This window comes from Chloroflexota bacterium (genome assembly GCA_018829775.1).
Taxonomy (GTDB): domain Bacteria; phylum Chloroflexota; class Dehalococcoidia; order Dehalococcoidales; family RBG-16-60-22; genus E44-bin89.
The window spans coordinates 1-21,300 of sequence record JAHJTL010000075.1; the positions used below are offsets into that span (position 1 = coordinate 1).

23 protein-coding genes are annotated in these 21,300 nt (G+C 53.9%); 6 read left to right on the top strand and 17 right to left on the bottom strand.

The window, feature by feature from the left end; genetic code table 11:
• The 6 genes from secA to KKD83_06985 form a co-directional block, all read left to right on the top strand.
• The coding region (gene secA / locus KKD83_06960) for a preprotein translocase subunit SecA (GenBank protein ID MBU2535886.1) at positions 1 to 2,523 on the top strand (2,523 nt) is incomplete at its 5' end.
• Positions 2,524 to 2,532: 9 nt separating this feature from the next.
• On the top strand, positions 2,533 to 2,865 hold the full coding sequence (locus KKD83_06965; GenBank protein MBU2535887.1) for a hypothetical protein: 333 nt from the start codon (positions 2,533 to 2,535) through the stop codon (positions 2,863 to 2,865).
• 16 nt (positions 2,866 to 2,881) lie between these two features.
• The gene (locus tag KKD83_06970; protein ID MBU2535888.1) at positions 2,882 to 3,793 is read left to right on the top strand and encodes a site-specific DNA-methyltransferase; all 912 of its coding nucleotides are present in this window, start codon (positions 2,882 to 2,884) and stop codon (positions 3,791 to 3,793) included.
• Positions 3,793 to 4,599, top strand: coding sequence for an MvaI/BcnI restriction endonuclease family protein (locus KKD83_06975; GenBank protein ID MBU2535889.1), 807 nt, complete (start codon positions 3,793 to 3,795; stop codon positions 4,597 to 4,599). Before KKD83_06970 ends, KKD83_06975 begins: the two co-directional genes overlap by 1 nt.
• 63 nt (positions 4,600 to 4,662) lie before the next feature.
• Positions 4,663 to 4,956: a hypothetical protein gene (locus tag KKD83_06980; protein ID MBU2535890.1), complete on the top strand. Its 294-nt coding sequence runs from the start codon at positions 4,663 to 4,665 to the stop codon at positions 4,954 to 4,956.
• Between the two features lie 2 nt (positions 4,957 to 4,958).
• Positions 4,959 to 5,702 (top strand): hypothetical protein, encoded by a 744-nt coding sequence (locus KKD83_06985; GenBank protein MBU2535891.1) that lies wholly within the window; start codon positions 4,959 to 4,961, stop codon positions 5,700 to 5,702.
• 16 nt (positions 5,703 to 5,718) lie between these two features.
• Here the strand turns inward: KKD83_06985 and KKD83_06990 are convergent, their stop codons facing one another.
• The 17 genes from KKD83_06990 to KKD83_07070 all read right to left on the bottom strand — a co-directional run bounded on the left by KKD83_06990 (position 5,719) and on the right by KKD83_07070 (position 21,285).
• Positions 5,719 to 6,195, bottom strand: a complete 477-nt coding sequence (locus tag KKD83_06990; GenBank protein ID MBU2535892.1) for a universal stress protein — start codon at positions 6,193 to 6,195, stop codon at positions 5,719 to 5,721.
• A gap of 11 nt (positions 6,196 to 6,206) precedes the next feature.
• Positions 6,207 to 8,879 carry a valine--tRNA ligase gene (locus KKD83_06995; protein MBU2535893.1) on the bottom strand — a complete coding sequence of 891 codons (2,673 nt, stop codon included), beginning with the start codon at positions 8,877 to 8,879 and terminating at the stop codon, positions 6,207 to 6,209.
• Positions 8,880 to 8,987: 108 nt separating this feature from the next.
• Positions 8,988 to 9,416, bottom strand: coding sequence for a hypothetical protein (locus tag KKD83_07000; protein ID MBU2535894.1), 429 nt, complete (start codon positions 9,414 to 9,416; stop codon positions 8,988 to 8,990).
• A 24-nt stretch (positions 9,417 to 9,440) separates the two neighbouring features.
• Positions 9,441 to 9,662, bottom strand: coding sequence for a helix-turn-helix domain-containing protein (locus KKD83_07005; protein MBU2535895.1), 222 nt, complete (start codon positions 9,660 to 9,662; stop codon positions 9,441 to 9,443).
• Between the two features lie 11 nt (positions 9,663 to 9,673).
• Positions 9,674 to 10,864, bottom strand: coding sequence for a bifunctional phosphopantothenoylcysteine decarboxylase/phosphopantothenate--cysteine ligase CoaBC (coaBC, locus tag KKD83_07010; protein ID MBU2535896.1), 1,191 nt, complete (start codon positions 10,862 to 10,864; stop codon positions 9,674 to 9,676).
• 32 nt (positions 10,865 to 10,896) lie between these two features.
• Positions 10,897 to 11,664 carry a type III pantothenate kinase gene (locus KKD83_07015; GenBank protein ID MBU2535897.1) on the bottom strand — a complete coding sequence of 256 codons (768 nt, stop codon included), beginning with the start codon at positions 11,662 to 11,664 and terminating at the stop codon, positions 10,897 to 10,899.
• A gap of 26 nt (positions 11,665 to 11,690) precedes the next feature.
• Complete coding sequence (locus KKD83_07020; GenBank protein MBU2535898.1) at positions 11,691 to 13,253, bottom strand: NAD(P)H-hydrate dehydratase; 1,563 nt, start codon at positions 13,251 to 13,253, stop codon at positions 11,691 to 11,693.
• 90 nt (positions 13,254 to 13,343) lie between these two features.
• Positions 13,344 to 14,390, bottom strand: coding sequence for an aldo/keto reductase (locus KKD83_07025; GenBank protein MBU2535899.1), 1,047 nt, complete (start codon positions 14,388 to 14,390; stop codon positions 13,344 to 13,346).
• Between the two features lie 34 nt (positions 14,391 to 14,424).
• A complete protein-coding gene (locus KKD83_07030) occupies positions 14,425 to 14,862 on the bottom strand; it encodes a DUF1893 domain-containing protein (GenBank protein ID MBU2535900.1) in 438 nt (145 codons plus the stop codon).
• A 63-nt stretch (positions 14,863 to 14,925) separates the two neighbouring features.
• Positions 14,926 to 15,909, bottom strand: coding sequence for a sugar kinase (locus KKD83_07035; protein ID MBU2535901.1), 984 nt, complete (start codon positions 15,907 to 15,909; stop codon positions 14,926 to 14,928).
• 26 nt (positions 15,910 to 15,935) lie between these two features.
• Complete coding sequence (eda, locus tag KKD83_07040; protein MBU2535902.1) at positions 15,936 to 16,586, bottom strand: bifunctional 4-hydroxy-2-oxoglutarate aldolase/2-dehydro-3-deoxy-phosphogluconate aldolase; 651 nt, start codon at positions 16,584 to 16,586, stop codon at positions 15,936 to 15,938.
• A 57-nt stretch (positions 16,587 to 16,643) separates the two neighbouring features.
• Positions 16,644 to 17,177 (bottom strand): Mut7-C RNAse domain-containing protein, encoded by a 534-nt coding sequence (locus KKD83_07045; GenBank protein MBU2535903.1) that lies wholly within the window; start codon positions 17,175 to 17,177, stop codon positions 16,644 to 16,646.
• Positions 17,152 to 17,922 (bottom strand): MBL fold metallo-hydrolase, encoded by a 771-nt coding sequence (locus KKD83_07050; protein MBU2535904.1) that lies wholly within the window; start codon positions 17,920 to 17,922, stop codon positions 17,152 to 17,154. The genes KKD83_07045 and KKD83_07050 overlap by 26 nt, the downstream gene beginning before the upstream one ends.
• 18 nt (positions 17,923 to 17,940) lie before the next feature.
• Positions 17,941 to 18,606, bottom strand: a complete 666-nt coding sequence (locus KKD83_07055) for a queuosine precursor transporter (GenBank protein MBU2535905.1) — start codon at positions 18,604 to 18,606, stop codon at positions 17,941 to 17,943.
• Position 18,607: 1 nt separating this feature from the next.
• On the bottom strand, positions 18,608 to 19,570 hold the full coding sequence (corA, locus tag KKD83_07060) for a magnesium/cobalt transporter CorA (protein ID MBU2535906.1): 963 nt from the start codon (positions 19,568 to 19,570) through the stop codon (positions 18,608 to 18,610).
• A 64-nt stretch (positions 19,571 to 19,634) separates the two neighbouring features.
• On the bottom strand, positions 19,635 to 20,393 hold the full coding sequence (locus tag KKD83_07065; GenBank protein ID MBU2535907.1) for an SDR family oxidoreductase: 759 nt from the start codon (positions 20,391 to 20,393) through the stop codon (positions 19,635 to 19,637).
• Positions 20,394 to 20,433: 40 nt separating this feature from the next.
• Positions 20,434 to 21,285 carry a 3-hydroxybutyryl-CoA dehydrogenase gene (locus KKD83_07070; protein ID MBU2535908.1) on the bottom strand — a complete coding sequence of 284 codons (852 nt, stop codon included), beginning with the start codon at positions 21,283 to 21,285 and terminating at the stop codon, positions 20,434 to 20,436.
• Positions 21,286 to 21,300: the final 15 nt, after the last annotated feature.

Genomic DNA, 21,300 nt, shown 5'->3' on the forward strand with positions numbered 1-21,300 from the left:
CTGCGGGCCAAGACGGATGAGTTCAGGGCACGTCTGAAGGACGGTGAGACGCTCGACCAGCTTTTGCCCGAGGCCTATGCCGCCGTGCGCGAGGCGGCCAAGCGGACTATCGGCCAGCGCCACTTTGACGTCCAGCTGACGGGGGGCATTGTCCTGCATCAGGGGAAAACCGCCGAGATGAAGACCGGCGAGGGGAAAACGCTGGTGGCTACCCTTCCCCTCTACCTGAATGCATTGACCGGCGGCGGCTGTCATCTGGTGACGGTGAACGATTACCTGTCCCGGCGCGACCCGTACTGGATGGGGACAATTTATCACCTGCTGGGATTGACCGTGGCCAGCATCTATCCGCAACAGACGCCGGACGAACACCAGCCATCGCGACTTTATGACCCGGAATATGATTCCGGAGAAAGCCGTTGGCAGCATTTTCGCCCTGTTTCCCGCAAGGAGGCGTATGAAGCTGACATAACCTATGGGACGAGCAGCGAATTTGGCTTTGATTACCTGCGGGACAATATGGTGGTGGACCTGTCACAGTGCGTGCAGCGCGAGCTGAACTACGCCATCGTGGATGAGGTGGATAACCTGCTCATCGATGAAGCCCGCACCCCTCTGATTATCAGCGGTCCGGCCGAGGAATCCGGCCAGATATACAACGTGTTTGCCCGCCTTATCCCTCGCTTCAAAGCGCAGATTGATTACATCGTTGACGAGAAGGAGAGGAACGTCAGCCTGACCGATGCTGGCATCAACACCATGGAGGCGATGCTGAAAAGGGAGGGATTGCTGAAGTCGCCGAACCTCTATGACCCGGCCAACTATATTTTCACCCGTTTTCTGGACAACGCCCTGAAGGCACACGTGCTTTTCAAGCGTGATAAGGAGTACGTGGTCAAGGACGGCGAGGTTATCATCGTTGATGAGTTTACCGGGCGGCTGATGTTCGGTCGGCGCTATTCCGAGGGACTGCACCAGGCGATTGAGGCGAAGGAGAACGTAAAGGTGCAGCGGGAAACTAAAACCTATGCCACCATCACCATCCAGAATTACTTTCGCATGTACGGGAAGCTGGCCGGGATGACCGGTACTGCCGCCACCGAAGCGGAGGAGTTTCATAAAATATACGGCCTGGAAGTTATGGAAATCCCAACAAATGAGAAGATGATACGTGATGACTTCCCCGACCAGATTTACAAGAACGAGCGGGGCAAGTTCAATGCCGTGGTGCGTGAAATCGAGCAGATGCACCGGGAAGGGCGTCCGGTGCTGCTCGGCACCGTTTCCATTGAGAAATCGGAATACCTGAGCGACCTCCTGAAGCGAAAAGGCATTCCCCATGAAGTGCTCAACGCCAAGCAGCACGAAAAGGAAGCCTCAATCATTGCCCGGGCGGGAGAACCGGGGGTGGTTACCGTGGCCACCAATATGGCGGGCCGGGGCGTTGACATTGTGCTCGGGGGGAGTCTGGACGGCCAGAGTGAAACCGAATGGCAGGAGAAGCATAACCAGGTGGTATCAAATGGAGGGCTGCACGTTATCGGCACGGAGCGCCACGAGGCACGGCGGATTGATAACCAGCTTCGAGGCCGGTCAGGGCGACAGGGCGACCCGGGAAGTTCGCGCTTTTTCGTTTCCCTTGAGGATGAAGTGGTGCGGCGTTTCGGCGGCGAGCGCATTAAAGGCATTATGGACTGGGTGGGGATGGACGAAAGCATGCCCATTGAGAACAAGCTGGTGAACCGCTCCATCGAGGGTTCCCAGGTCAGGGTGGAGGGATTCCACTTTGACATGCGCAAGCACCTGGTCGAGTATGATGACGTGGTCAACAAGCACCGCGAGCTTATTTATGCGGAACGCCGGAAAATCCTTGACGGCACCGACCTCAAGACCAACATTCTGCCCATGGTGCGGGATGAGATACGGAATATGGTGGGCAGACACATGGCCGATGAGCACGGACTTGGCTGGGACGTGGAAGGTCTGCTCGCCGATGTGGCCACGGTCTTTCCTATACCTCCAGCATTGACCCCAGACTCATTACTGGAAACAAAACCCAAGCAGATTGAAGAGAAACTCACCGAGTTGGCGGAGACGCTTTATGATGAGCGGGAAAAGGAGCTGGGGCCGGAAAACATGCGGGTGCTCGAGCGACTGGTCATGCTGCGCATCATTGATAGCCTGTGGGTGGAACACCTGACGGCGATGGAGAATATGCGCCTCCAGGCGGGGTGGCAGACGCTGCGCCAGACGCGGGCGGTAGATGCCTACAAGAGCGAGGGCTACCGGCAGTTTCAGACGCTGCTCGAAACCATCCAGCATGATGTGGTGCATACCATCTACCACGTGAACATTGCCAGGAAAGAACCGTCGGCGCAGGCACCGTCGCCGATGGCCCAGGTGGTCGGGCGGGATGCTGCCAGCAAAAAGCAGAAAGCCAGGGTAGGCGGCAGGAAGATAGGGCGCAATGAACCCTGCCCCTGCGGGAGCGGTAAGAAATACAAACACTGCTGTGGAAGGTGATATGAGAGCATGATAAGTGAGGAACAGTTAAAGGAATTGCGTCAGGAAGTAAGCGGAGAGATGGACGGGTTGGCCAATCTGGAAAGGCCGCTCACCAAAGAAGAGGAAAAGCACCGGAAAAAGCTGCAGTTCAGGAAGTACGTCCTGGATAAGATAAAGGAAGCCAGGGACAAGAACCAGAAAAGCGACGAGCTTTACAATACCACCTACTATCAGATGCTGGTGCCGTGGGGCGAGAAACACCCTGTTCTGTTCTTCCTCTGGATGCGCATTATCAGGGCGAGGTGGTGGGGTGTAACGGCATATAATTACGGGGATGCGTGGAAGGGGAAAGAGAAATAAAGATGGGGAATTCATTATGGTAATAATGGAAATGCCTACAACAATACGTGAAGGTAACAGCCTTCATAGAGCGAAATTAAATATCGGTTATAAAAGAACCTGTGCTTGTAAAACGAGCCATATTAATTGTATGACAGCAAAGCAATGGCTTAAGAGTCAGCTTGGTGTATGGCAGTTTAATTATGAAGCAAGGGATATTCGCAAAAAAACTATTCATCCAGCTACTTTCCCTATCTCCCTAGCTAAAAAAGTTATTGAGTTGTTCACTCATGAAGGTGAGCTTGTACTGGATCCGTTTGTTGGCAGTGGTACTACTCTAGTTGCCGCAGGGGATACAAACAGAAGCGCTGTTGGGTTTGACCTGCAAGGGAGTTATATTGATTTATGTGAAAAACGCCTTGCTCAATCTAGTCTTCTTGCAGAAACTAAGCAGATAGCTGTTCAAGATGATGCCATATTCATACAAGAATACTTTGAGCCAGAAACAATTAGTCTTATAGTAACGTCACCACCCTATGCGAATCTTCTGAATAGGGTACGACAGAATAAGTCTAGAAGATTCAGAAAGAACGAGCAGTTGGGTAAAATAGAGCAATATTCTCAAGATCCCAGAGACCTCGGGACAATGAATCTTGATGAATATACAATAGCTATGGGTAATATATTCGAATCACTCTTGACGCTGCTCCGACCAAAGGCACATTGTGTAATAAATGTGCCAGATATGTGGTGGGAAAACACTAGAATCACGATACACGTTTCGCTCATTGAAGAGTTAAGAAAACGCGGATATGAACTTAGAAACATAATAATCTGGGATAGAACAAATCTTGTCAACAAGATTGGAATATTTGGCTGGCCAAGCAATTACATTACTATGGGTGTAACCTTCGAATACCTTCTAGACTTTTGGAGACCGCCGAAATAATGAAGCTATATACGAAAGAACAACTTATCGAAGCTGCACGTGAGGTTTTTCGGCAGGGTTGGCACAAAAGTGTAAAAGAAACTTACGGTGCACGAAATGATGGTGCGGTGGGAAATACATTAGAAATGTTGCTCGGTATAGAGGAAAACAATTTACCAATACCCAACGCGTCCGAGTGGGAGTTAAAAGGGCAAAGGTCTCGTACAAGTTCATTAATTACTCTAAAACATGTTGAACCATCGCCCACCGCTGTGGGAATCGTGCCTAACTTACTACTTCCGTATTACGGCTGGAAGCATAAACAAGCTGGTAAGAAATATCCACCAACGGAGATGAGTTTTAGATCAACTACTAGTGCAACAGACTATACTAGTAGAGGTTTTATAATAGTCGCTGATAAGAAGCAGCAAAAGCTGCGCTTTGTATTTAACTCTACGAAAGCCAATATAAGCGATCCAGGGGTTACGTCGTGGTTGAGGACAGTAGAAGGAAGGGTTGGCCTTGACCCTCTTGAACCAGAACCTTATTGGGGATTTGAGGACTTGAGATATGTAATTGGGTCTAAGATCAGGAATTGTTTCTACGTCGTTGCGGACAGTAAAGTAGAAGCTTCGAGGGAGTTCTTCCTTTATAGAGAGCTGCATGTCCTATCTGGTTTCTCATTTGAAAGTTTCATTAGATGTATTGAAGATGGTTCAATTCTTGTCGATTTCGATGCGAGGACTGGGCACAACCACGGTACTAAATTCCGGATGAAACAAGGCCATTGGAGGGATCTTTACGAAGATGTCCAGCGTGTTATCTAAAGCACAGCAATGAAATTATGAAAGCTAACGAAGGTGGCATGGCTAGGAAAGAGGCTCTTCAAAATGACTAACTCTGAAATCGCTCAAATCTTTCTTGAAATCGCGGAGCTTTTAAAGCTCAAGAAGGACAACATCTTCAAGATACGGGCGTATGAGAAGGCGGCGTGGGCTATAGAGGAGCTGCCGGTGGATGCGGGGCAGCTCGTGGCGGAGGATAGGCTAAAGGAAATCCCGGGGGTGGGGGAGGCGATAAATAAAAAAGTAATTGAGCTGGTGACCACGGGAAAGCTGGACTTCTACGAAAGGCTGAAGGCCGAGTTTCCGGAAAAAGAGGGCTCTGTTCGGGGAAAAGGGTAATAATGAAGGTTGCATCGGAACAGGCGACATCTTCGAAATCGCTTCTGGCCAGCGATGCCGAGGCCATCAGGCACCTGGAACAGGAGATTGCCGGCGGCAGGCACTGGTATGTCGCCCTGCTGGAGGCGATGGGGATGTGGAGCTCCGCGATAGAAGACCATCAAGGCAGGATATACCGATACCTCATTGCCGGGGAGGCCTTCGACTGGCTGCTGCTGGCGGAGCGACTCTGCGGGACGGTTGACGACCTTCTGCCGGTGGACGAGAAAGAAGCGCTCCTTTTCTACGCCAGACCGCCCCTGAAACTCAATCCCGAAGAAGTCAGGGCGCTTATCGGACAGAGCAAATACAACCAGTACCTGAACTACTTCTACGGCGTCACTGTGGAGGGGGCAATGATAATGGCCGTCGAGGAGGAGGTGCTCAAAGAGAGGCGGGTATCCGGCTTTAACAACGATAGTGACGTCAACAACGAGGCATACCGTCGGATTTATGGGGAGAGCAGGCAGGTATTGCTCAAGTGCTTCCGGAAGGAAGCAGGTTATCCGCAACTGAGGTCAATCACGCTGGCCGAGATGAAGGAATTTTCCTACTGGCTGTTCAAATATCGTGTTGAGCAGTGTGAGCGTGCCAAGGTGGCCAGCGATACCAGGAAGGCGCTTGAATATCTGAAACGGCAATGGGCTCATAAAGGGATTTTTAGCGTGTTGGCGGCTGAGGATTTGGCCGCCGGGCGCAGGCATTGAGGTATCACTTCGCTCGCTAGGCATTCACTGTTTCTTTTGGCGCGCGTACCACCAGCACCGGTACACCTGCCGTACGCAGGACCTTGTCGGTGATGCTGCCGAAGGTAAGCCGGCTGAGCCCCGAACGACCGTGGGTTGACATGGCAATGAGGTCGACCTTGAGCTCATCCGCCGCTTTGACAATTTCTTCCGCCGCTTTCCCTGAAGCCGCTTTCGTTTTAACGTTGATGCCTTTGCTTTTAAGGCTTTCTCCGGTCTTATTCAGGTATTCCTTGGCCTTCTTTGTAATGTGTGTTATCTCTTTATCCGTATAGGGCACCTGAACGCTTGCCTCTCCGGCAATCACGTAATGGGCCAGCGAGGTCATTACCTGGAAAAGAATTACCTCGGTCTTTACGTCCGGTGCTATCTTGGAGATGAGCCTCTCCACGTGGTCCAGGGCCGCTTCGCCTACTTTAGAACCGTCCAGTGGGACCAGAATTCTCTCGAACATCTCCCACCTCCTCAGAGTTTACTGATCTGCTCTTTCAGTCGCTCCAGCCTGTCAATTATAGTGTACAGCTTCTGGCGCTCCTTATCAATAACTGATTTTGGCGCTTTGGCTAAAAATTCCTGGTTATCCAGCCGGGCTTTCAGGCGGTCCATCTCAACTTGGCTCTGGTCTATCTCCTTTTGCAGTCGCTTTTTCTCCGTTTCAAGGTCGAACATGCTGGACATGGGGATGATGACCTCGGCCTCCTTCAGGACCGATACCAGTGATTCTTTCCGTGAGGCACCTTCATCGCGTTGCTTTAAAAAGACGACTGGCCTGGCCCGTGCCAGCATCTGGATGGTCTCGGAATAGGGAACGATAGACGTGGTTAGCTTGTCGGCGTAAATCTGCGCCTCTACCCAGCGGTTGCTCTCCACGCCGTGATGAGCCCTGGCATTGCGGATGGCGCGGACGATTTCTATTATTGTCTCCATTACCCGTTCCGCCTCCCGGTCAACCGCCTTTTTGTTGGCCTCAGGATAAGCAGCAATCATTACGGACTCGGCTTCCTGCCAGCCGTCAGGCAGGGAACGTTTCAGGTTCTGCCACAACTCTTCAGTGACGAAGGGCATATAGGGATGCAGCAACCGCAGCGAGGTATCAAGCACGTGAATCAGGACCGGTAGCGGCGATGGCAGGTCGCTATCGGGGCGGAGGCGGATTTTGGCGAACTCAATGTACCAGTCGCAATACTCGCTCCAGAGAAAATCGTGTATCTGGCGCAGGGCTTCGCCAAGCTGGAATTCATTTATCAAGCTGCTCACACTGGCTACGGTGCGATTGAGTCGACTAAGAATCCAGAGGTCTTCAAGCGGCAGATGGTCCGGCATTTCGAGAGCGGTCGTTCCGGGTTCAATACTGCGGATTACAAATCGGGCAGCGTTCCACAACTTGTTGGCGAAGCTGCGGCCGGCTTCCAGCCTGGATGTGGCCAACTTGATATCATTGCCGGGTGCCGTGCCAGTGGAGAGGGCAAAGCGCAGGGCATCGGTGCCGTACTGCTCGAGCAGGACGATGGGGTTGAGCACGTTGCCCCTGACTTTGCTCATCTTCTCCCCCTTTTCATCGCGAATGAGGCCATGCAGGAAAACGGTGTGAAAGGGAATATCATCGCAGTCGGCAATCCCCATCATTATCATGCGGGCCACCCAGAAGAAAAGGATGTCGTAGCCGGTCTCCATGACCGAGGTCGGGTAGAAGTAGCGGAGGTCTTCGGTGTCGTCCGGCCAGCCGAGCGTAGAATGCGTCCACAGTGCCGAGCTGAACCAGGTATCCAGGACATCGGGGTCCTGCTCCAGCCTGGCTGAGCCGCATTTCTGACAGGCGGTGGGCTCCTCGACGGAAACGGTAAGCTCATCGCAGTCCTGGCAGTACCATACCGGGATGCGGTGTCCCCACCACAGCTGGCGGCTGATGCACCAGTCGCGGATGTTCTCCATCCAGTTGAGATATACCTTGGTGAAACGCTGAGGAACGATGGTTATCCGCCCGCTGGTTACTGCTTCAATAGCCGGTTTCGCCACGGGTTCCGCACTGACAAACCACTGCTGGCTGGCGATGGGCTCAATCATCGTCTGGCAGCGGATGCAGTGTCCCACGGCGTGGGAATGCGGCTCAACCTTGATGAAGAGCCCTTCTTTCTCCAGGTCTTCTATAATCGCTTTACGGCAGGCGAAGCGGTCCATCCCAACGTAGGGACCGGCATTTTCGTTCATGGTGGCGTCATCGTTCAGGATGTTAACCAGTGGCAGACCGTGGCGCTGGGCCACCTCAAAGTCTGTCGGGTCATGCGACGGCGTGATTTTCACCGCGCCGGTGCCGAATTTGGGGTCAACCGCCTCGTCGGCGATAATGGGGATGACGCGGTTTACGGCGGGCAGGATTGCCTTTTTACCAATCATATTTTTAAAGCGCTTATCTTTCGGATTGACGGCTACCGCCGTATCACCGAGTATCGTTTCCGGCCGGGTGGTGGCCACGGTGATAAATTCATTATCGCTATCGACAAGAGGATAGCGGACATGGTACAGGTGTCCGCTGATATCCCTGTGCTCCGTTTCAAGGTCGGAGAGGGCGGTGGAACAGCGGGGACACCAGTTGATGATGCGCTCACCCCGGTAAATCAATCCCCTCTCGTAGAGCCTGACAAAGGCGGTGCGTACCGCCCGGCTCGGGCCCTCGTCCAGTGTGAACACCTCCCGGTCCCAGTCGCAGGAGACACCAAGCCGCTGGTGCTGTTCCGAGATGGTGCCGCGGCAGCTATTGGCCCACTGCCACATCCTCTCCAGGAACTTGTCCCGGCCCATCTCATGGCGGTTTAATCCTTCTGATGCCAGCATCTTCTCCACCACCACCTGCGCCGCGATACCGGCATGGTCGACCCCGGGCAGCCAGAGCGTCGGCTCGCCCTTCATGCGATGCCAGCGGGTCAGAATATCCTCCATGGTGGCGGTCAGCGCGTGGCCGAGATGCAGCTCGCCGGTAACGTTGGGCGGGGGCATGATGATAACGAAAGGCTTCTTGTCCGGGTTTATTTCCGGCTTGAAGTAGCCCTTATCCATCCAGAACCGGTACCACTTCTGCTCTACCTTACCAGGCTCGTACGCCTTGGGCATTTCCTGTTGAGTATTAACTGAGTCTGCCATAACGACCTTTCTAGATTTGCTTTGGTAACCTCTCCCCCTTAATCCCCCTCTCCTTACGAAGGGCTTTGTATCATAACTGCCTTCTGTATCAAAAGTCGGGTAGTTGTATCAAAAGTCACCTACTTCTCTAGCAACCAACTGGAATATTCTCAACACATTCCATGCAGTAAGAGGCATAGGTGGCCCTGGTAAGAACCGCTTAATTCCAGCCTCTTTGAGTCTGACATCTTGTTCAGGCCGCCAAACCCAGATAGTCTTTGGGTCTAGCCTCATAATAGCTTTCCAATCCTCTCCAGTATCCTCTCCATAATCATATCGGTCTTCTTCCGTCATCTCATAAGCTGTCTCATGAACAACTGCACACCCTACAATGGCGCCTTCTATCTCAAAGAAAGCAAGAGAATTTGATGGCACGTCAAACACTCTGGCTAGCAGATATATACCATCTTTCCTTAAGCCTTTATCTAACCAACTTCGTAAATCCTCTTTACTATGGAATCCGCCTTTCTTACTATGAGAAAATAATCTAGCTTCCATACTGTTATTCCTCCTTCTCCTATATTAGCGGCTACCTTTAACGTAGCGCCTCTGTTTTGGTATTCGCCTCTTCTTCAACAGTTTATCCAACATTGCCAAGATAGCCTTAGCGTTAGTAGCGTTCCTATGACCAGCCCTCCAGTTTTCTACAGTGTCAGCCTTGACCCCTAATTCATCCGCAATAGATGCTAGTGTCCAACCATTCTCTGTTAACTGTGCTATTTTTGTTTGTATCTCGCTATTCATTTGTTTGCTCCCTACCTCTCACCTAGTAGCTCCACCACCTTATCCAGTATCTTTTCCGCAACCTCTCTCTTTGTCAGGAGAGGCAGGTTTTCTGCTTCCCCTTTTTTGTCAATGATGGTGACTTTATTGGTATCCACGCCGAAGCCGCTATCGGCGCTGGTGATATCGTTGGCCACTATCAAGTCGAGGTTTTTCTTCTGTAGCTTCTGCCGGGCGTTGGCGACCACATCCTCGCTTTCCGCGGCAAAGCCGACCCTGATAAATTTTCCCTCTACCTCGGTTATAATATCGGGCGTCCTGACCAGTTCCAGAGTCAAGCTATCGGACGCTTTCTTAATTTTGGACCTTGACGTGCTCTTCGGCTGGTAATCGGCGACGGCGGCGGCCATAATCAGGGTATCGGCTTTACCAACCGCTTTGGCGACCGCATCCTTCATCTGGCGGGCGGTCTGGATGTGAACCATTTCAATACCAGTTGGGTCGGGCAGGGAGGTGGGGGCAGTAACCAGTGTTACTTCCGCGCCTCTATCCCGCGCTGCCTCCGCCACGGCATAGCCCATCTTTCCCGAGGAGCGATTGCCGATGTGCCGTACCGGGTCAATCGGCTCCTGTGTTCCGCCTGCGGTGACCACGATGCGCCTGCCAGCCAGGTCTCCTTTCCTGCCCAGCACCTGTTTGATGGTACCGAGGATAACCTCGATATCGGCCAGGCGACCGTGTCCCATCTTGCCCGAAGCGAGGCGACCGTAGCCGGGTTCAACTATTATGAATCCCCGCGCTTTCAGTTTGGCTACATTTTCCTGCGTGACCGGGTTTTCCCACATGTTCACGTTCATCGCCGGGGCAATTATAACCGGCGACCTGGTGGCCAACACGATGCCGGTCAGCATATTATCCGCCATGCCGGCTGCTATCTTGGCAATGGTGTTGGCCGTGGCCGGGGCGATGACAACCGCGTCAGCGGCTTCCGACAATGATATATGCGTCTCGCCGTATTCAATGGGTGCGGTAAACATATCGGTGATAACTTTTGTGTGCGTCAGGGTACGAAAGGTGAGGGGTGCTACAAGCTTGGTGGCGGCCTCGGTCATGACCACTTCGACCCTGGCGCCGCCCTGCGTCAATTTGCTCGCTAGGTCGGCTGCCTTGTAGGCGGCAATGCCGCCAGTTACGCCTAATATTATGGTCTTATCATTTAACATAATGCCTCCTCAGCACCTGGACCGAGAGGATATCAGGTCTGATTCATATCATAGATCAATTTCAAGCCGATAAGCGTGATATCGTGGTTTACGGTATTGATAATGCTCGTCTCATTAGCGATTAAATCGGCATAGCCTCCGGTTGCGACCACCGCTGTCTTTTCACCCAGTTCCTCTTGAATTCGGGACACTATACCCTCAACCAGCCCGATGTAGCCGTAAATTATACCCGACTGCATCGCAGAGGTGGTATTGGTGCCAATAACGTGACTGGGGCGTACCAGTTCCACCCTCGGCAGCATGGCGGCGCGCATGAACAGCGCCTCGGCAGCGGTCCCGATCCCCGGCGCAATGACGCCGCCCAGATAGTCGCCTTCCTTGGAAACGGTATCAAAGGTGGTGGCGGTGCCGAAGTCGGTGATGATGACCGGTCCGCCGTAGAGACGGTGGGCAGCGGCAGCGTTGACGATGCGGTCGGCACCAACCTCGCGGGGGTTATCCATGCGGATACGCACACCAGTTTTTGCGCCCGCACCGACCACAAGCGGGGTCACATTGAAATACCGGTGACACAAATCAACAAATGTGGAGAGCAGCGGCGGTACCACGCAGCATAATGCTATCTCCTTGATGTTTTCCAGCTTCATATTCTGGTGCTGGAGCAGGTTCATCATCAGGGCAGCATATTCATCAGCCACGCGGTGAATCCGGGTGGCCAGATGCCAGGTCGCCCGAAGCTCTTCGCCCTCGAAGACTCCGAGTGAAATCTCAGTATTACCGATATCTATTGCCATCAACATTGTATCTATATTCTACAACAAAGTGTCTATCTGTTTTTAGCCGTTTCCCGAAGCTGTTTTATCACCAATGGCAGGACAGGCAGCAGGTCGGAGGCGAGCATACCGGTATCTCCTATGAGGTCTCTGATTACCTCACCGGCTTTGCCGTGCAGGTAAACACCGAGTGCCGCGGCGTCGTAAAGGGAAAGGCCCTGCGCCAGCAGGCCGGCGATAGCGCCGGTGAGCACGTCCCCGGTTCCCCCCGACGCCAGCCCCGGATTGGCAAAAGGACTGACCCGGCAACTGCCGTCCGGTGAGGCAATAACCGTGAAAGCCCCTTTGAGGACAATCGTTTTACCCCATTCCCGGGCATATTTTCGGGCGATGCCAACTCTGTCCGGCTGTGTTTCGGCGACGGTGAGACCGCTCAATCGTACCATCTCACCCGGGTGTGGCGTCAGTATGGCATCGCTGTGGAGCTTCTGCCACCACTCGGGGATTTGGGACAGCGCATTGAGCCCATCGGCATCAAGGACGAGCGGGGGCAGTTTTTCCCGGAAGAGCAGGGAGGGAATGAACTCACTCACCGACTCGCTCTGCCCCAGGCCGCAGCCGAGCAGCAGGACATCGTATGATTTCAGGTTATCGTTTATTATCTTAGCCGCTTCTTTAGCAATTATGCCCGCTTCAGCTTCGGGCAGCGGCAAGTAGGTTGTTTCTGTCAGTTTGGAGGCCAGGGCCGGCTGCAGGCTCGATGCCGTGGCCAAAGTCACCAGGCCAGCGCCAACACGAAGGGCACCATTACAGGCCAGGTAGGCCGCTCCGATATAGTTGACCGAACCGGCAACCGCCAGCACCCGCCCGAAAGTCCCCTTGTTGGCGTCGAGAGGACGTTTGGGGAGCACATTTACTGCCCAATCATCTGTAAGCAGTTCAAGGTTTATATCATCGGCTAGCTCAGCCGGAATGCCGATGTCCGCTATGCTCAATTTGCCCACCCTCTCTGCCCCGGGGAAACGGAACAGGCCGAGCTTGGGAAAAGCAAGGGTAACGGTATAATCGGCGAAAGGACAGACCGGGTCTACCTCACCAGTGTCGGCGTTGAGGCCGGAGGGCAGGTCAACGGCAATAAGCACCAGCGCCGGTTTTTTCTGTTTTAATTGGTTTACCCTGTCCAGAACCTGCGCGAGAACCCCCCGAATGGGACGGGCTTTGCCGGTGCCGAAAAGCGCGTCGACCACGCAATCGACCGATGTCAGCATTTCACTGAACTGGGACAGGTCCTTATCCTGGGCGGCGTCAATGCAGGGTATGTTTCGCTGCTGCACCTGCTCAAGGTTGGCGTCATCTTCTGGTCGCTGGCTGCACAGGCAGACGCTCACCTGAGCTCTCCAGTCGTGCAGGTAGCGTGTGACCACCAGCCCATCACCACCGTTATTGCCCGGCCCGACCAGAATCAGGAACTGCTTTTGCTCTATCGGCCCCAGAATTCGTCTGGCCTCTTCGGCGACGGCTCGGCCGGCGTTCTCCATCAGCACGTGCCCGGGCGTGCCGCGGCGGATGCATTCCCGGTCTATCTGCCGCATCTGTTCGCTGGTGACGATTTTCATGATGAAAAATCCATTACGTTGCTTATGTGAAGTGTAGCAATAACCTGAGGCACGGTCAAGATGTGGCAAGCAGGGGAGGGCACTTTGACCCTAACGTGAAGCAAGCTGCTTCTCGTATTCCCTTTTGCCCGCCTGGTGCATTTTCACGTGCTCCTTCATCATATCCCTGATGGACAGGTTGTAGGGGCAGCGTTCCTCGCACTCGCCGCAGTCGGTGCATTCGTCCGCTTTGACAAATGACTCGGCAAACTTGCCGGTGTAAAGGCGGACCTCAGGCAGGCGTTTGGCGAGGTTGGGGAACGACATTACATCCGCGATGGGTATTTCCGCCTGGCAGGGCTGGCAGTAATCGCAGCGACGGCAGAACCTGGCACCGAGCTCCTGTCTGATACGCTCTATCTCCTGCTTTTCCCCGGCTGTCATCTCCTTCGGCCCCTCGAATACCCGGGCGATTTCCTCTATTTCAGGCACCCGTTCAATGCCGGGGATAAGCACTATATCAGGAAACTGGAGCAGGTATTTAATGGCAATGGCGGCGTTATCTATCATCCCGCCGGCCAGCGGTTTCATGGCGATGAAGCCGACATCGTGCTGTTTGCACAAGGACAGCAGTTCTTCCTTGCCTTCGTAGGACATGAAGTTTAATGGAAACATGAGGGTCTCAAAGAGGCCGGTCTTCACCGCATCTTTGGCGATGTCAATCTGATGAGAGGTTATGCCAATGTGCTTCACCAGGCCGGCTTTTTTGGCGTCTTCGACTGCGCCTCGCGGGCCATCGGGGTCGAGAACGGTTTCCAGCGCTTTGGCATCGCTGATGTTGTGGAGCTGGTAGAGGTCTATGTAATCAACGCCGAGCCTCTCCAGACTTAGTTTGAGGTGTTTCTCGATATCTTCTCGGGTGCGGGCCAACGACTTTGTGGCCAGAAAGATTCCTTCACGATTTCCTTTAATTGCCTTGCCGATTCTCTCCTCGCTGGTGGTGTAACCGTTGGCCGTGTCCAGGAAGTTGATGCCCAGTTCCAGACATTTATGGACCACGGCGATGGCTTCCTCTTCGGGGACTCTCTGGATGGGGATGCCCCCGAATCCGAGTCCGGTCACCATCATCTCAGTTCTGCCCAGCCTTATCTTTCCCATAGATTTCCCTACTCCGTTTCGGTATGACTTTAACTTAAGAGCCCCTGGTTGCCGACCTGTTGATGATTTCCACCATGGTCTGGTAGAACTCTTCGGGTTCTTTGCCTATGGATAGTTTCTCCATAGGGCACATGTCCTCCCCATCGGCTCGCTGGATGGTGGGGACAATTCTGGCGAAGTTATAATTAATCCCGTATTTTTCCAGCGTATGTATGGCAAGCTCGCTGCCCAGTGGACTGAATACTTCCCGGCACTTCGCCCTGACAGCAAGCAGGGCTGCAGCATTGCCGATAATTTTATCGAAGATAACCACCCCTTCATGCTCCGGGGCGAAGCGGTCAAGGTATTCCATCAGCGGCAGCAACCGGTCTTTTCTGGAAGAGAAGACAAGCTTATCGCCTTCAAATACCCGCAGGGTATCATCACTGTTAACGAATTCCTGAAAGACCTGTTCGTACATCACCATATTCATTGTAAATGGGTTGCCCTGCCGCTGGCAAATGACGGCTTCAAAAATGTTAGCGAAGTCCGTTAATCAGCGACTGATGCGCAGGCCGCCGCCTTTGAGCAGGTTCTCCACCTCCTGCAGCGTCGCCCAGTTGGTATCACTGGGGATGGAGTGCTTCAGGGCCGAGAAGGCGTTCCCGTACTTGACGCCCTTTTCCACATCGCCGGTGAGGTAGCCATAAATGAACCCGGCAGTGTACGAATCGCCGGCACCAACGCGGTCCACTATCTCCACGTCGTAAGTCCGGTCGTCGTATATCTTGCCCGCTGCGTAGGCAATCGCCGTCCAGCGATTTCTCAACACAGATACGTCCTCGCGCAGGGTGATGCAGACGACCTCGAAGTTGAATTTTTCCGCCAATTTCTGGGCTACTTCGCGATAATCCTTGCCGGTGATGCCGAGTACCCTTCTGGTATCCTCCTCCGTTGACAGGAGAACATCGATATACTCCATCAACGGTTCCTGACATTTCCGGGCTTCCTCTTCCGTCCAGAGTCGGGCGCGGTAGTTGAGGTCGTAGCTTACCTTACAGCCGGCCTTCTTGGCGGTCTGCAGTGCCTCGGTGGTGACCTGGGCGGCACCGGGGCTCAGTGCCGGTGTGATGCCGCTGGTATGGAACCACTTGGCGCCCTTCAGGACTTCCTCCCAGTTTATCTCCCCGGGCTTTATCTGGCTGATGGCGGAGTGGGAGCGGTCATAGAGAACGCTGCTCGGTCTGGGCGTGGCGCCGAATTCCACGAAATAAATCCCGTTGCGGTCGCCTTTGGTCCAGACGATGTGTGAGGTATCCACGCCCTGCTCGCGAGCTTTATTGCGAATCATGCGGCCGAGGGCGTTGTCCGTCAGCCGTGAAACCCAGGCCGTGCTGATGCCCAGCCGGCTCAGGTCAGCGGCCACATTCCACTCCGCACCGCCGATATTAACATCGAGCACGTGAGTCTGTTCCAGCCTGAGGTAATCTGGCGGGGAAAGCCGCAACATGGTTTCGCCAAAAGTAACAACGTCAGCCATTTTTCAACTCCTCCTGTATTATTTAACTAACCTCCCCTTGCCTGCCTCACCGCTTCGCAGAATTTCTGTGCGGTCTCCGTGATGACAGCCCAGTTTTTCTCGCTCACCGCTTTCTTATCCACCAGCGATGAACCGGCAGCCACCGCCACCGCGCCGGCCTTGATGAATTCCGGCGTGGTCTGCAGGTTCACCCCGCCGGTGGGCACCAGCTTCACCTGAGGCAGTGGCCCCAGAATGTCCTTAAGGTATCCGGGGCCGCCTACCGATGCCGGGAACACCTTGACGATGTCCGCACCGGCCTCCCAGGCGGTCAGTATCTCAGTGGGGGTGAAGGTGCCGGGGATGACAATCTTGCTGTAGCGACGGCAGACCTTGATGACCTCGAGGTTAAGGGTGGGGCTGACGATGAACTCGGCGCCAGCCAGGATACAGGCGCGGGCCGTTTCCGGATCGAGCACGGTACCGGCGCCAACCAGTACCTCCTCCTTTACCGCGCTTCTGAATTCCCTGATGGCATCGATGGCACCGGGGACGGTCATGGTCACCTCAATCGGTTTAACACCGCCTTTGGCAATGGCCTGGCATACGTCCACCGCTTCCTGGGCGCTGCTGACCCTGACAATGGCCACCACGCCACAGTCTATGATGGTCTGTAAATTCTTCTCCTTATCACTCATAGCTGCCCTCCATCATTGATTATCCTGACAGTCAAATCGCAGCAATATCTTGGACTATTAGCGGCGCTTTGTCAATCGTTCCAGTTTGCCGAGCATCGCCTGCCAGTGCGTGCCGCGCCAGTAGATTCTATGGCAAACGGGGCACTCCATGTACTGCTGCTGTGTCTTGAAAACGTAGGACGGCACGCGGTCTTTGATTTCTTCTTTGCTCCTCTCCTCCAGTGGATTATTGCACTCAAGGCAGATGGTGAACGGCCTGGACTGGAAATCAAGGTGTAACGTTTCAATTACCTGGAGTACCTGCGGCTCCACTTTGTCGCTGTCAATCAGGATGGCTTTGAGTCGGCCGCTGGTGATAACGCCCCGTTTCATTACCTGGGTATCCCGGGTCAGTATCACCCGGTCTTCCTTCAACGCTCTGTCAATCATATAGGCGTCATCGTCGCCCTCGAAGAAAACGGCATCATAGCCCAGCATTCTCAGCCATTTGGCCAGCTTGCCCACATTGCTGTCCACGATGAATTTTGTACTGTCTGACACCGCGGCTTTCCTTGCCCCACCTCTATTATAGCTGAACCACCAGTCCTTCATAAGCGAGCCTTATCGACGTGCCAAGCTCATCGGATAATTGCTCGACCTCCGCTTCTATTTCCTTTTCCTGTCGCGGGTTCATATGGACCAGGAAGACCTGCGGGAGATAACCTTTCGATTTCTGGAAAACGAGCAGTTCCTCCTTCAGCAGATTTGGAGTGAGGTGCAGCATGCGGCGGCCAAACTCTTCATAACAGTTAGGCGCGGTAACCTCGGTGATGAGCAATTGTGGTGATACGTCAGGCCACGCCTCGGCCAGCCCCGGCCCGGTGTCCCCGGTATAGAATAGCGTTTTGCCATCTGGAGACGTAACTTGATAACCTACGGTGGGTGCCGAATGAGTTACCGGAACGGGTAGAATTTCATAGCCAGAAATCTTGAATGTTTTGTTTGGCTCAACGACCGTGAATTTGATTCTAGGGTTTTCCGGTGGCCTTTCCAAGAAGCTGGCATAGATGGTGCCATTGAGCCAGTGTGATGCCAGGGCATCCCTGACTGCCTGCGTGGCATAAACCGGGACGCTGGTCTCGTAGAAGAGCGCGTTCATGCCCAGCGCCGGCACATCTCTCATGTGGTCGTAGTGATGGTGGGTAAGCAGAATCGCCTCGAGATTTAGTTGGGCTTCAATCGACAGGCTGGAGGTGAGCCCGCCGGCATCGAGCGCCAGGGCATCATCAATCAATATGCTGACCAGCCTGGTGGTGGCCGATTCGCAGTTGTGCGCGCCCAGAAACTGAATTTTCAACTTATCTATTTCTCCTGTCTAGTTGGCAATGCGGAAAGGGTTGAACTTAGTATCGTAATCATAGGTATCAGTGGCCTCTCTCCTCTTCATCCAGTTGACCATGACGTAGGTGAGGGGGGTGGCCAGGGCTTCAATGAGCGTCTTGGCCAGCCAGTGATAGAGAATCATGATGGGTACAAAGGACGGCGTGCCGATGAAGGCCACGGTGACGAAAATCGCTGTGTCCAGCCCCTGCCCAATGATGGTGGAGCCGATGGTGCGACTCCACAGCCAGCGACCCCGCGTCATAATCTTCATTTTGGACAGAATGAAGGAGTTGGCGAACTCGCCGACCAGGTAGCCCAGAAATGAGGCGGCCAGCAACCTCGGCGTATAGCCCAGAATGCGCTGGTAGGCCTCCTGCCCTTCCCAGAAAGGCGCGGCGGGTAGTACCTGCCCCACCCAGACAAAGAAGACGAAGATAAGGTTGCAGAGAAAGCCGAGCCATATAACCCGGCGTGCCAGACGGTAGCCGTAGACCTCCGTGAGGGCGTCCCCGAAGATGTAGCTCAAAGGGAAGATGAAAATGGCCGCTGGCAGGAGGAATGGGCCAAGGCTGATGACCTTGACGGCGGTGACATTGGCGGTAATGAGACAGGTGATGAAGAGGGCGATGAATATCACCAGTCGGTGCGAGACACTCATATCATATCCAGCGGTTTCGGCGGAAGAAGTAGAGCATGCCGCCGATGATGGCGAGGCAGATGAAAAAGACAAAGAGTGCCGAGTATGCGGAATTGCCAAAAGGCCCCAGAGGGATGTTCATGCCGAAGATGCTCGCCACCACGGTAATCGGCAGCAGGATGGTGGCGATGACGGTCAGCATGCGTATGACCTCGTTGGTGCGGTTGGTGGCCAGCGAATCGTGCGTATCATTGAGGCCCTCAATGATTTCCTTGTATTCATCCAGGCCGTCCCATATCTTATCGACGTGGTCAACCGTGTCGCCGAAGTAGACGGCCAGGTCCATCTTGGTGAACCGCCGTATCTTCGGTTCCAGTGTAGCGATGACCGCCCTCATCGGCCAGATGATGCGGCGGAAGGAGATAACATCGCGCCTCAGGACGGAAATATCCTCGATGGCCCGCGGTATTCGTTTGCTGGCGAAGACATTGTCTTCGGTTTCTTCAATATTAGCGCTTATCCGATTTAGAATCGGAATACAGTAGTCAATGAGCCGGTCAATGATACGATAGAGCAGGTACCCCGACCCCTGGCTGAAGTTTTCCTGTCGTGCCTCCTCCTCAAGCTGGCACTCCCGGAACAGTTTCACCAGTGGCTTGAGGTCGCCTTTATGCAGCGTAATCAGGTAATTGGCACCGATAAACACGGAGACCTGGCTGGGCGTGGTCAGTCTGGCATCTTTGTTGAATACCGGGAAGTGCAGCACCAGAAACAGGTAATCCCGGTACTCATCTATTTTGGGCCGCTGGATGCGGCTGAGGCAGTCATCAAGGTCGAGGGGGTGGAAGGGGAAATTCTGCGCCAGGTATTCGGTATCCCGCTCGGTGGGCTTTTCAATATCGAACCAGGTCAGACCATTCCATTCGACCGATTCAATATTTAATCCTTTGCCTTTTTCTTTGACCTCGACCTCTCGAATTGCCATAGCGATATCCTCTCCTGGATTTTCAGGAGTATGTTATAGACACGATTTATTCTACCATAATATATTAGAAGGTGAACAGATTGGCGCCGCCGCTTACTTCAATGGTCTCTCCGGTAATGAAGCTCGATTCTTCCGAAGCCAGGAAAGCGAGGACGTTGCTCACCTCCTGCGGGTCACCCATCCGGCGCATCGCCATGCGCTTGATGATGCGCTCCTGAAACTCCGGAGTAACCTCATGAAAGCCACCGGCGTCGAAGACGCCCAGTACCAGCGCGTTGCAGGTAACACCCTTTCTGGCGCCCTCCAGTGCCGCCGTCCTCATAAGGCCGATGAGACCCGCCTTGGTGGCGGCATAGCTGCACTGTCCCATACCCCCCTGGGTGCCGGAGATAGAAGAAATATTGATAATGCGACCCCAGCCGCGCTCCACCATGCCCGGCATGCAGCATTTGATGGTGTTGAAAGCGCCGGTCAGGTTGACCGACAGGTCGCGGTCCCAGTCTTTCTTCTCGGTATTGATAATGGTAGCCGCGCGCACGATACCGGAAGCAGCGTTGTTGACCAGGATTTCGACAGGACCGAGTGCTTCTTCTATCTGCTTTACCCCCCGCTGCACATCATCCAGTTCCGACACGTCCATCTTGATGGCAGTGGCGTTTCTGCCCAGATTTTGAATTTGTTCGGCTACAGCCTCGGCCTTACCCATGTGAGTGTACCCGGCAACGGCCACGTGGCAGCCGACTTTGGCCAGGGTCAAACAGTGCACGCTGCCCAGTCCACCAGAGCCGCCGGTAACCAGAGCCACTTTTCCGTCAATGGTCATATGTCTTTTTCTCCTTGTCTCGACACGCTCGTCGGAAGTTCTACTTGTAATCGTAAAAACCCTTGCCTGTTTTACGCCCGAGCCACCCTGCGGTAACCATCTTCTCCAGCAGGACTGGGGGAGCAAACTGAGGGTCCTTGAATTTATCGTACATGGCGCTGGCGATATAGTAAAACGTGTCCAGGCCTACCAGGTCTGCCACGGCCAGCGGGCCTATGGGGTGATTTAAACCAAGCATCATGCCATTGTCGATGTCTTCTTTGCTGGCCACCCCTGCTTCCAGCATCCGGATGGCGTTCATTACCTGGGGAACCATCAGGCGGTTGACGATAAAGCCGGGTGAGTCCGGAGCGGTGATAACGGTCTTCCCCAGCGACCGCCCGAAATTCCGGATGATTTCCAGAGTCTCCTCACTGGTGGCAACTGTCCTGCCTACCTCCAGCAGTTTCATTAAAGGCGGTGGATTGAAAAAGTGCATTCCAAGCACTTTGTCCGGCCTGCTGGTGGTCATGGCCATTTCAATGATGGAAAGGCACGATGTGTTGGTGGCCAGGATGGCGTGTTTGGGGCAGACCGAGTCCAGTTCGGCGAATATCTTCTTTTTCAATTCCAGGTTTTCAATCGCTGCCTCGATGACGAGGTCGCAGCTGCTTAAGTCCTTCATACTGGTGGTGCCTTTGATACGGGAGACGGTAGCCTCTTTATCCTGCGGTGTGATTCTCTCCTTCTCCACCGCTTTGGCCAGTGACGAATTGATTGCGGCCAGCCCCTTGTTTAACAGCTCCTCATTTATCTCAGAGACAGTCACCTGGTAGCCGGACTGGGCGCTTACCTGTGCAATACCACCACCCATCTGCCCGCAGCCGACGACACCAACTTGCTTGATTTCCATAGCGCTCCGTCCCTC

Excerpts from the sequence above, each read along its gene's own strand:
- KKD83_06965 (MBU2535887.1), top strand. The coding sequence starts at position 2,533 with ATGATAAGTGAGGAACAGTTAAAGGAATTGCGTCAGGAAGTAAGCGGA.
- KKD83_06970 (MBU2535888.1), top strand. The coding sequence starts at position 2,882 with ATGGTAATAATGGAAATGCCTACAACAATACGTGAAGGTAACAGCCTT.
- KKD83_06975 (MBU2535889.1), top strand. The coding sequence starts at position 3,793 with ATGAAGCTATATACGAAAGAACAACTTATCGAAGCTGCACGTGAGGTT.
- KKD83_06980 (MBU2535890.1), top strand. The coding sequence starts at position 4,663 with ATGACTAACTCTGAAATCGCTCAAATCTTTCTTGAAATCGCGGAGCTT.
- KKD83_06985 (MBU2535891.1), top strand. The coding sequence starts at position 4,959 with ATGAAGGTTGCATCGGAACAGGCGACATCTTCGAAATCGCTTCTGGCC.
- KKD83_06990 (MBU2535892.1), bottom strand. The coding sequence starts at position 6,195 with ATGTTCGAGAGAATTCTGGTCCCACTGGACGGTTCTAAAGTAGGCGAA.
- KKD83_06995 (MBU2535893.1), bottom strand. The coding sequence starts at position 8,879 with ATGGCAGACTCAGTTAATACTCAACAGGAAATGCCCAAGGCGTACGAG.
- KKD83_07000 (MBU2535894.1), bottom strand. The coding sequence starts at position 9,416 with ATGGAAGCTAGATTATTTTCTCATAGTAAGAAAGGCGGATTCCATAGT.
- KKD83_07005 (MBU2535895.1), bottom strand. The coding sequence starts at position 9,662 with ATGAATAGCGAGATACAAACAAAAATAGCACAGTTAACAGAGAATGGT.
- coaBC (MBU2535896.1), bottom strand. The coding sequence starts at position 10,864 with ATGTTAAATGATAAGACCATAATATTAGGCGTAACTGGCGGCATTGCC.
- KKD83_07015 (MBU2535897.1), bottom strand. The coding sequence starts at position 11,664 with ATGTTGATGGCAATAGATATCGGTAATACTGAGATTTCACTCGGAGTC.
- KKD83_07020 (MBU2535898.1), bottom strand. The coding sequence starts at position 13,253 with ATGAAAATCGTCACCAGCGAACAGATGCGGCAGATAGACCGGGAATGC.
- KKD83_07025 (MBU2535899.1), bottom strand. The coding sequence starts at position 14,390 with ATGGGAAAGATAAGGCTGGGCAGAACTGAGATGATGGTGACCGGACTC.
- KKD83_07030 (MBU2535900.1), bottom strand. The coding sequence starts at position 14,862 with ATGAATATGGTGATGTACGAACAGGTCTTTCAGGAATTCGTTAACAGT.
- KKD83_07035 (MBU2535901.1), bottom strand. The coding sequence starts at position 15,909 with ATGGCTGACGTTGTTACTTTTGGCGAAACCATGTTGCGGCTTTCCCCG.
- eda (MBU2535902.1), bottom strand. The coding sequence starts at position 16,586 with ATGAGTGATAAGGAGAAGAATTTACAGACCATCATAGACTGTGGCGTG.
- KKD83_07045 (MBU2535903.1), bottom strand. The coding sequence starts at position 17,177 with ATGAAGGACTGGTGGTTCAGCTATAATAGAGGTGGGGCAAGGAAAGCC.
- KKD83_07055 (MBU2535905.1), bottom strand. The coding sequence starts at position 18,606 with ATGAGTGTCTCGCACCGACTGGTGATATTCATCGCCCTCTTCATCACC.
- corA (MBU2535906.1), bottom strand. The coding sequence starts at position 19,570 with ATGGCAATTCGAGAGGTCGAGGTCAAAGAAAAAGGCAAAGGATTAAAT.
- KKD83_07065 (MBU2535907.1), bottom strand. The coding sequence starts at position 20,393 with ATGACCATTGACGGAAAAGTGGCTCTGGTTACCGGCGGCTCTGGTGGA.
- KKD83_07070 (MBU2535908.1), bottom strand. The coding sequence starts at position 21,285 with ATGGAAATCAAGCAAGTTGGTGTCGTCGGCTGCGGGCAGATGGGTGGT.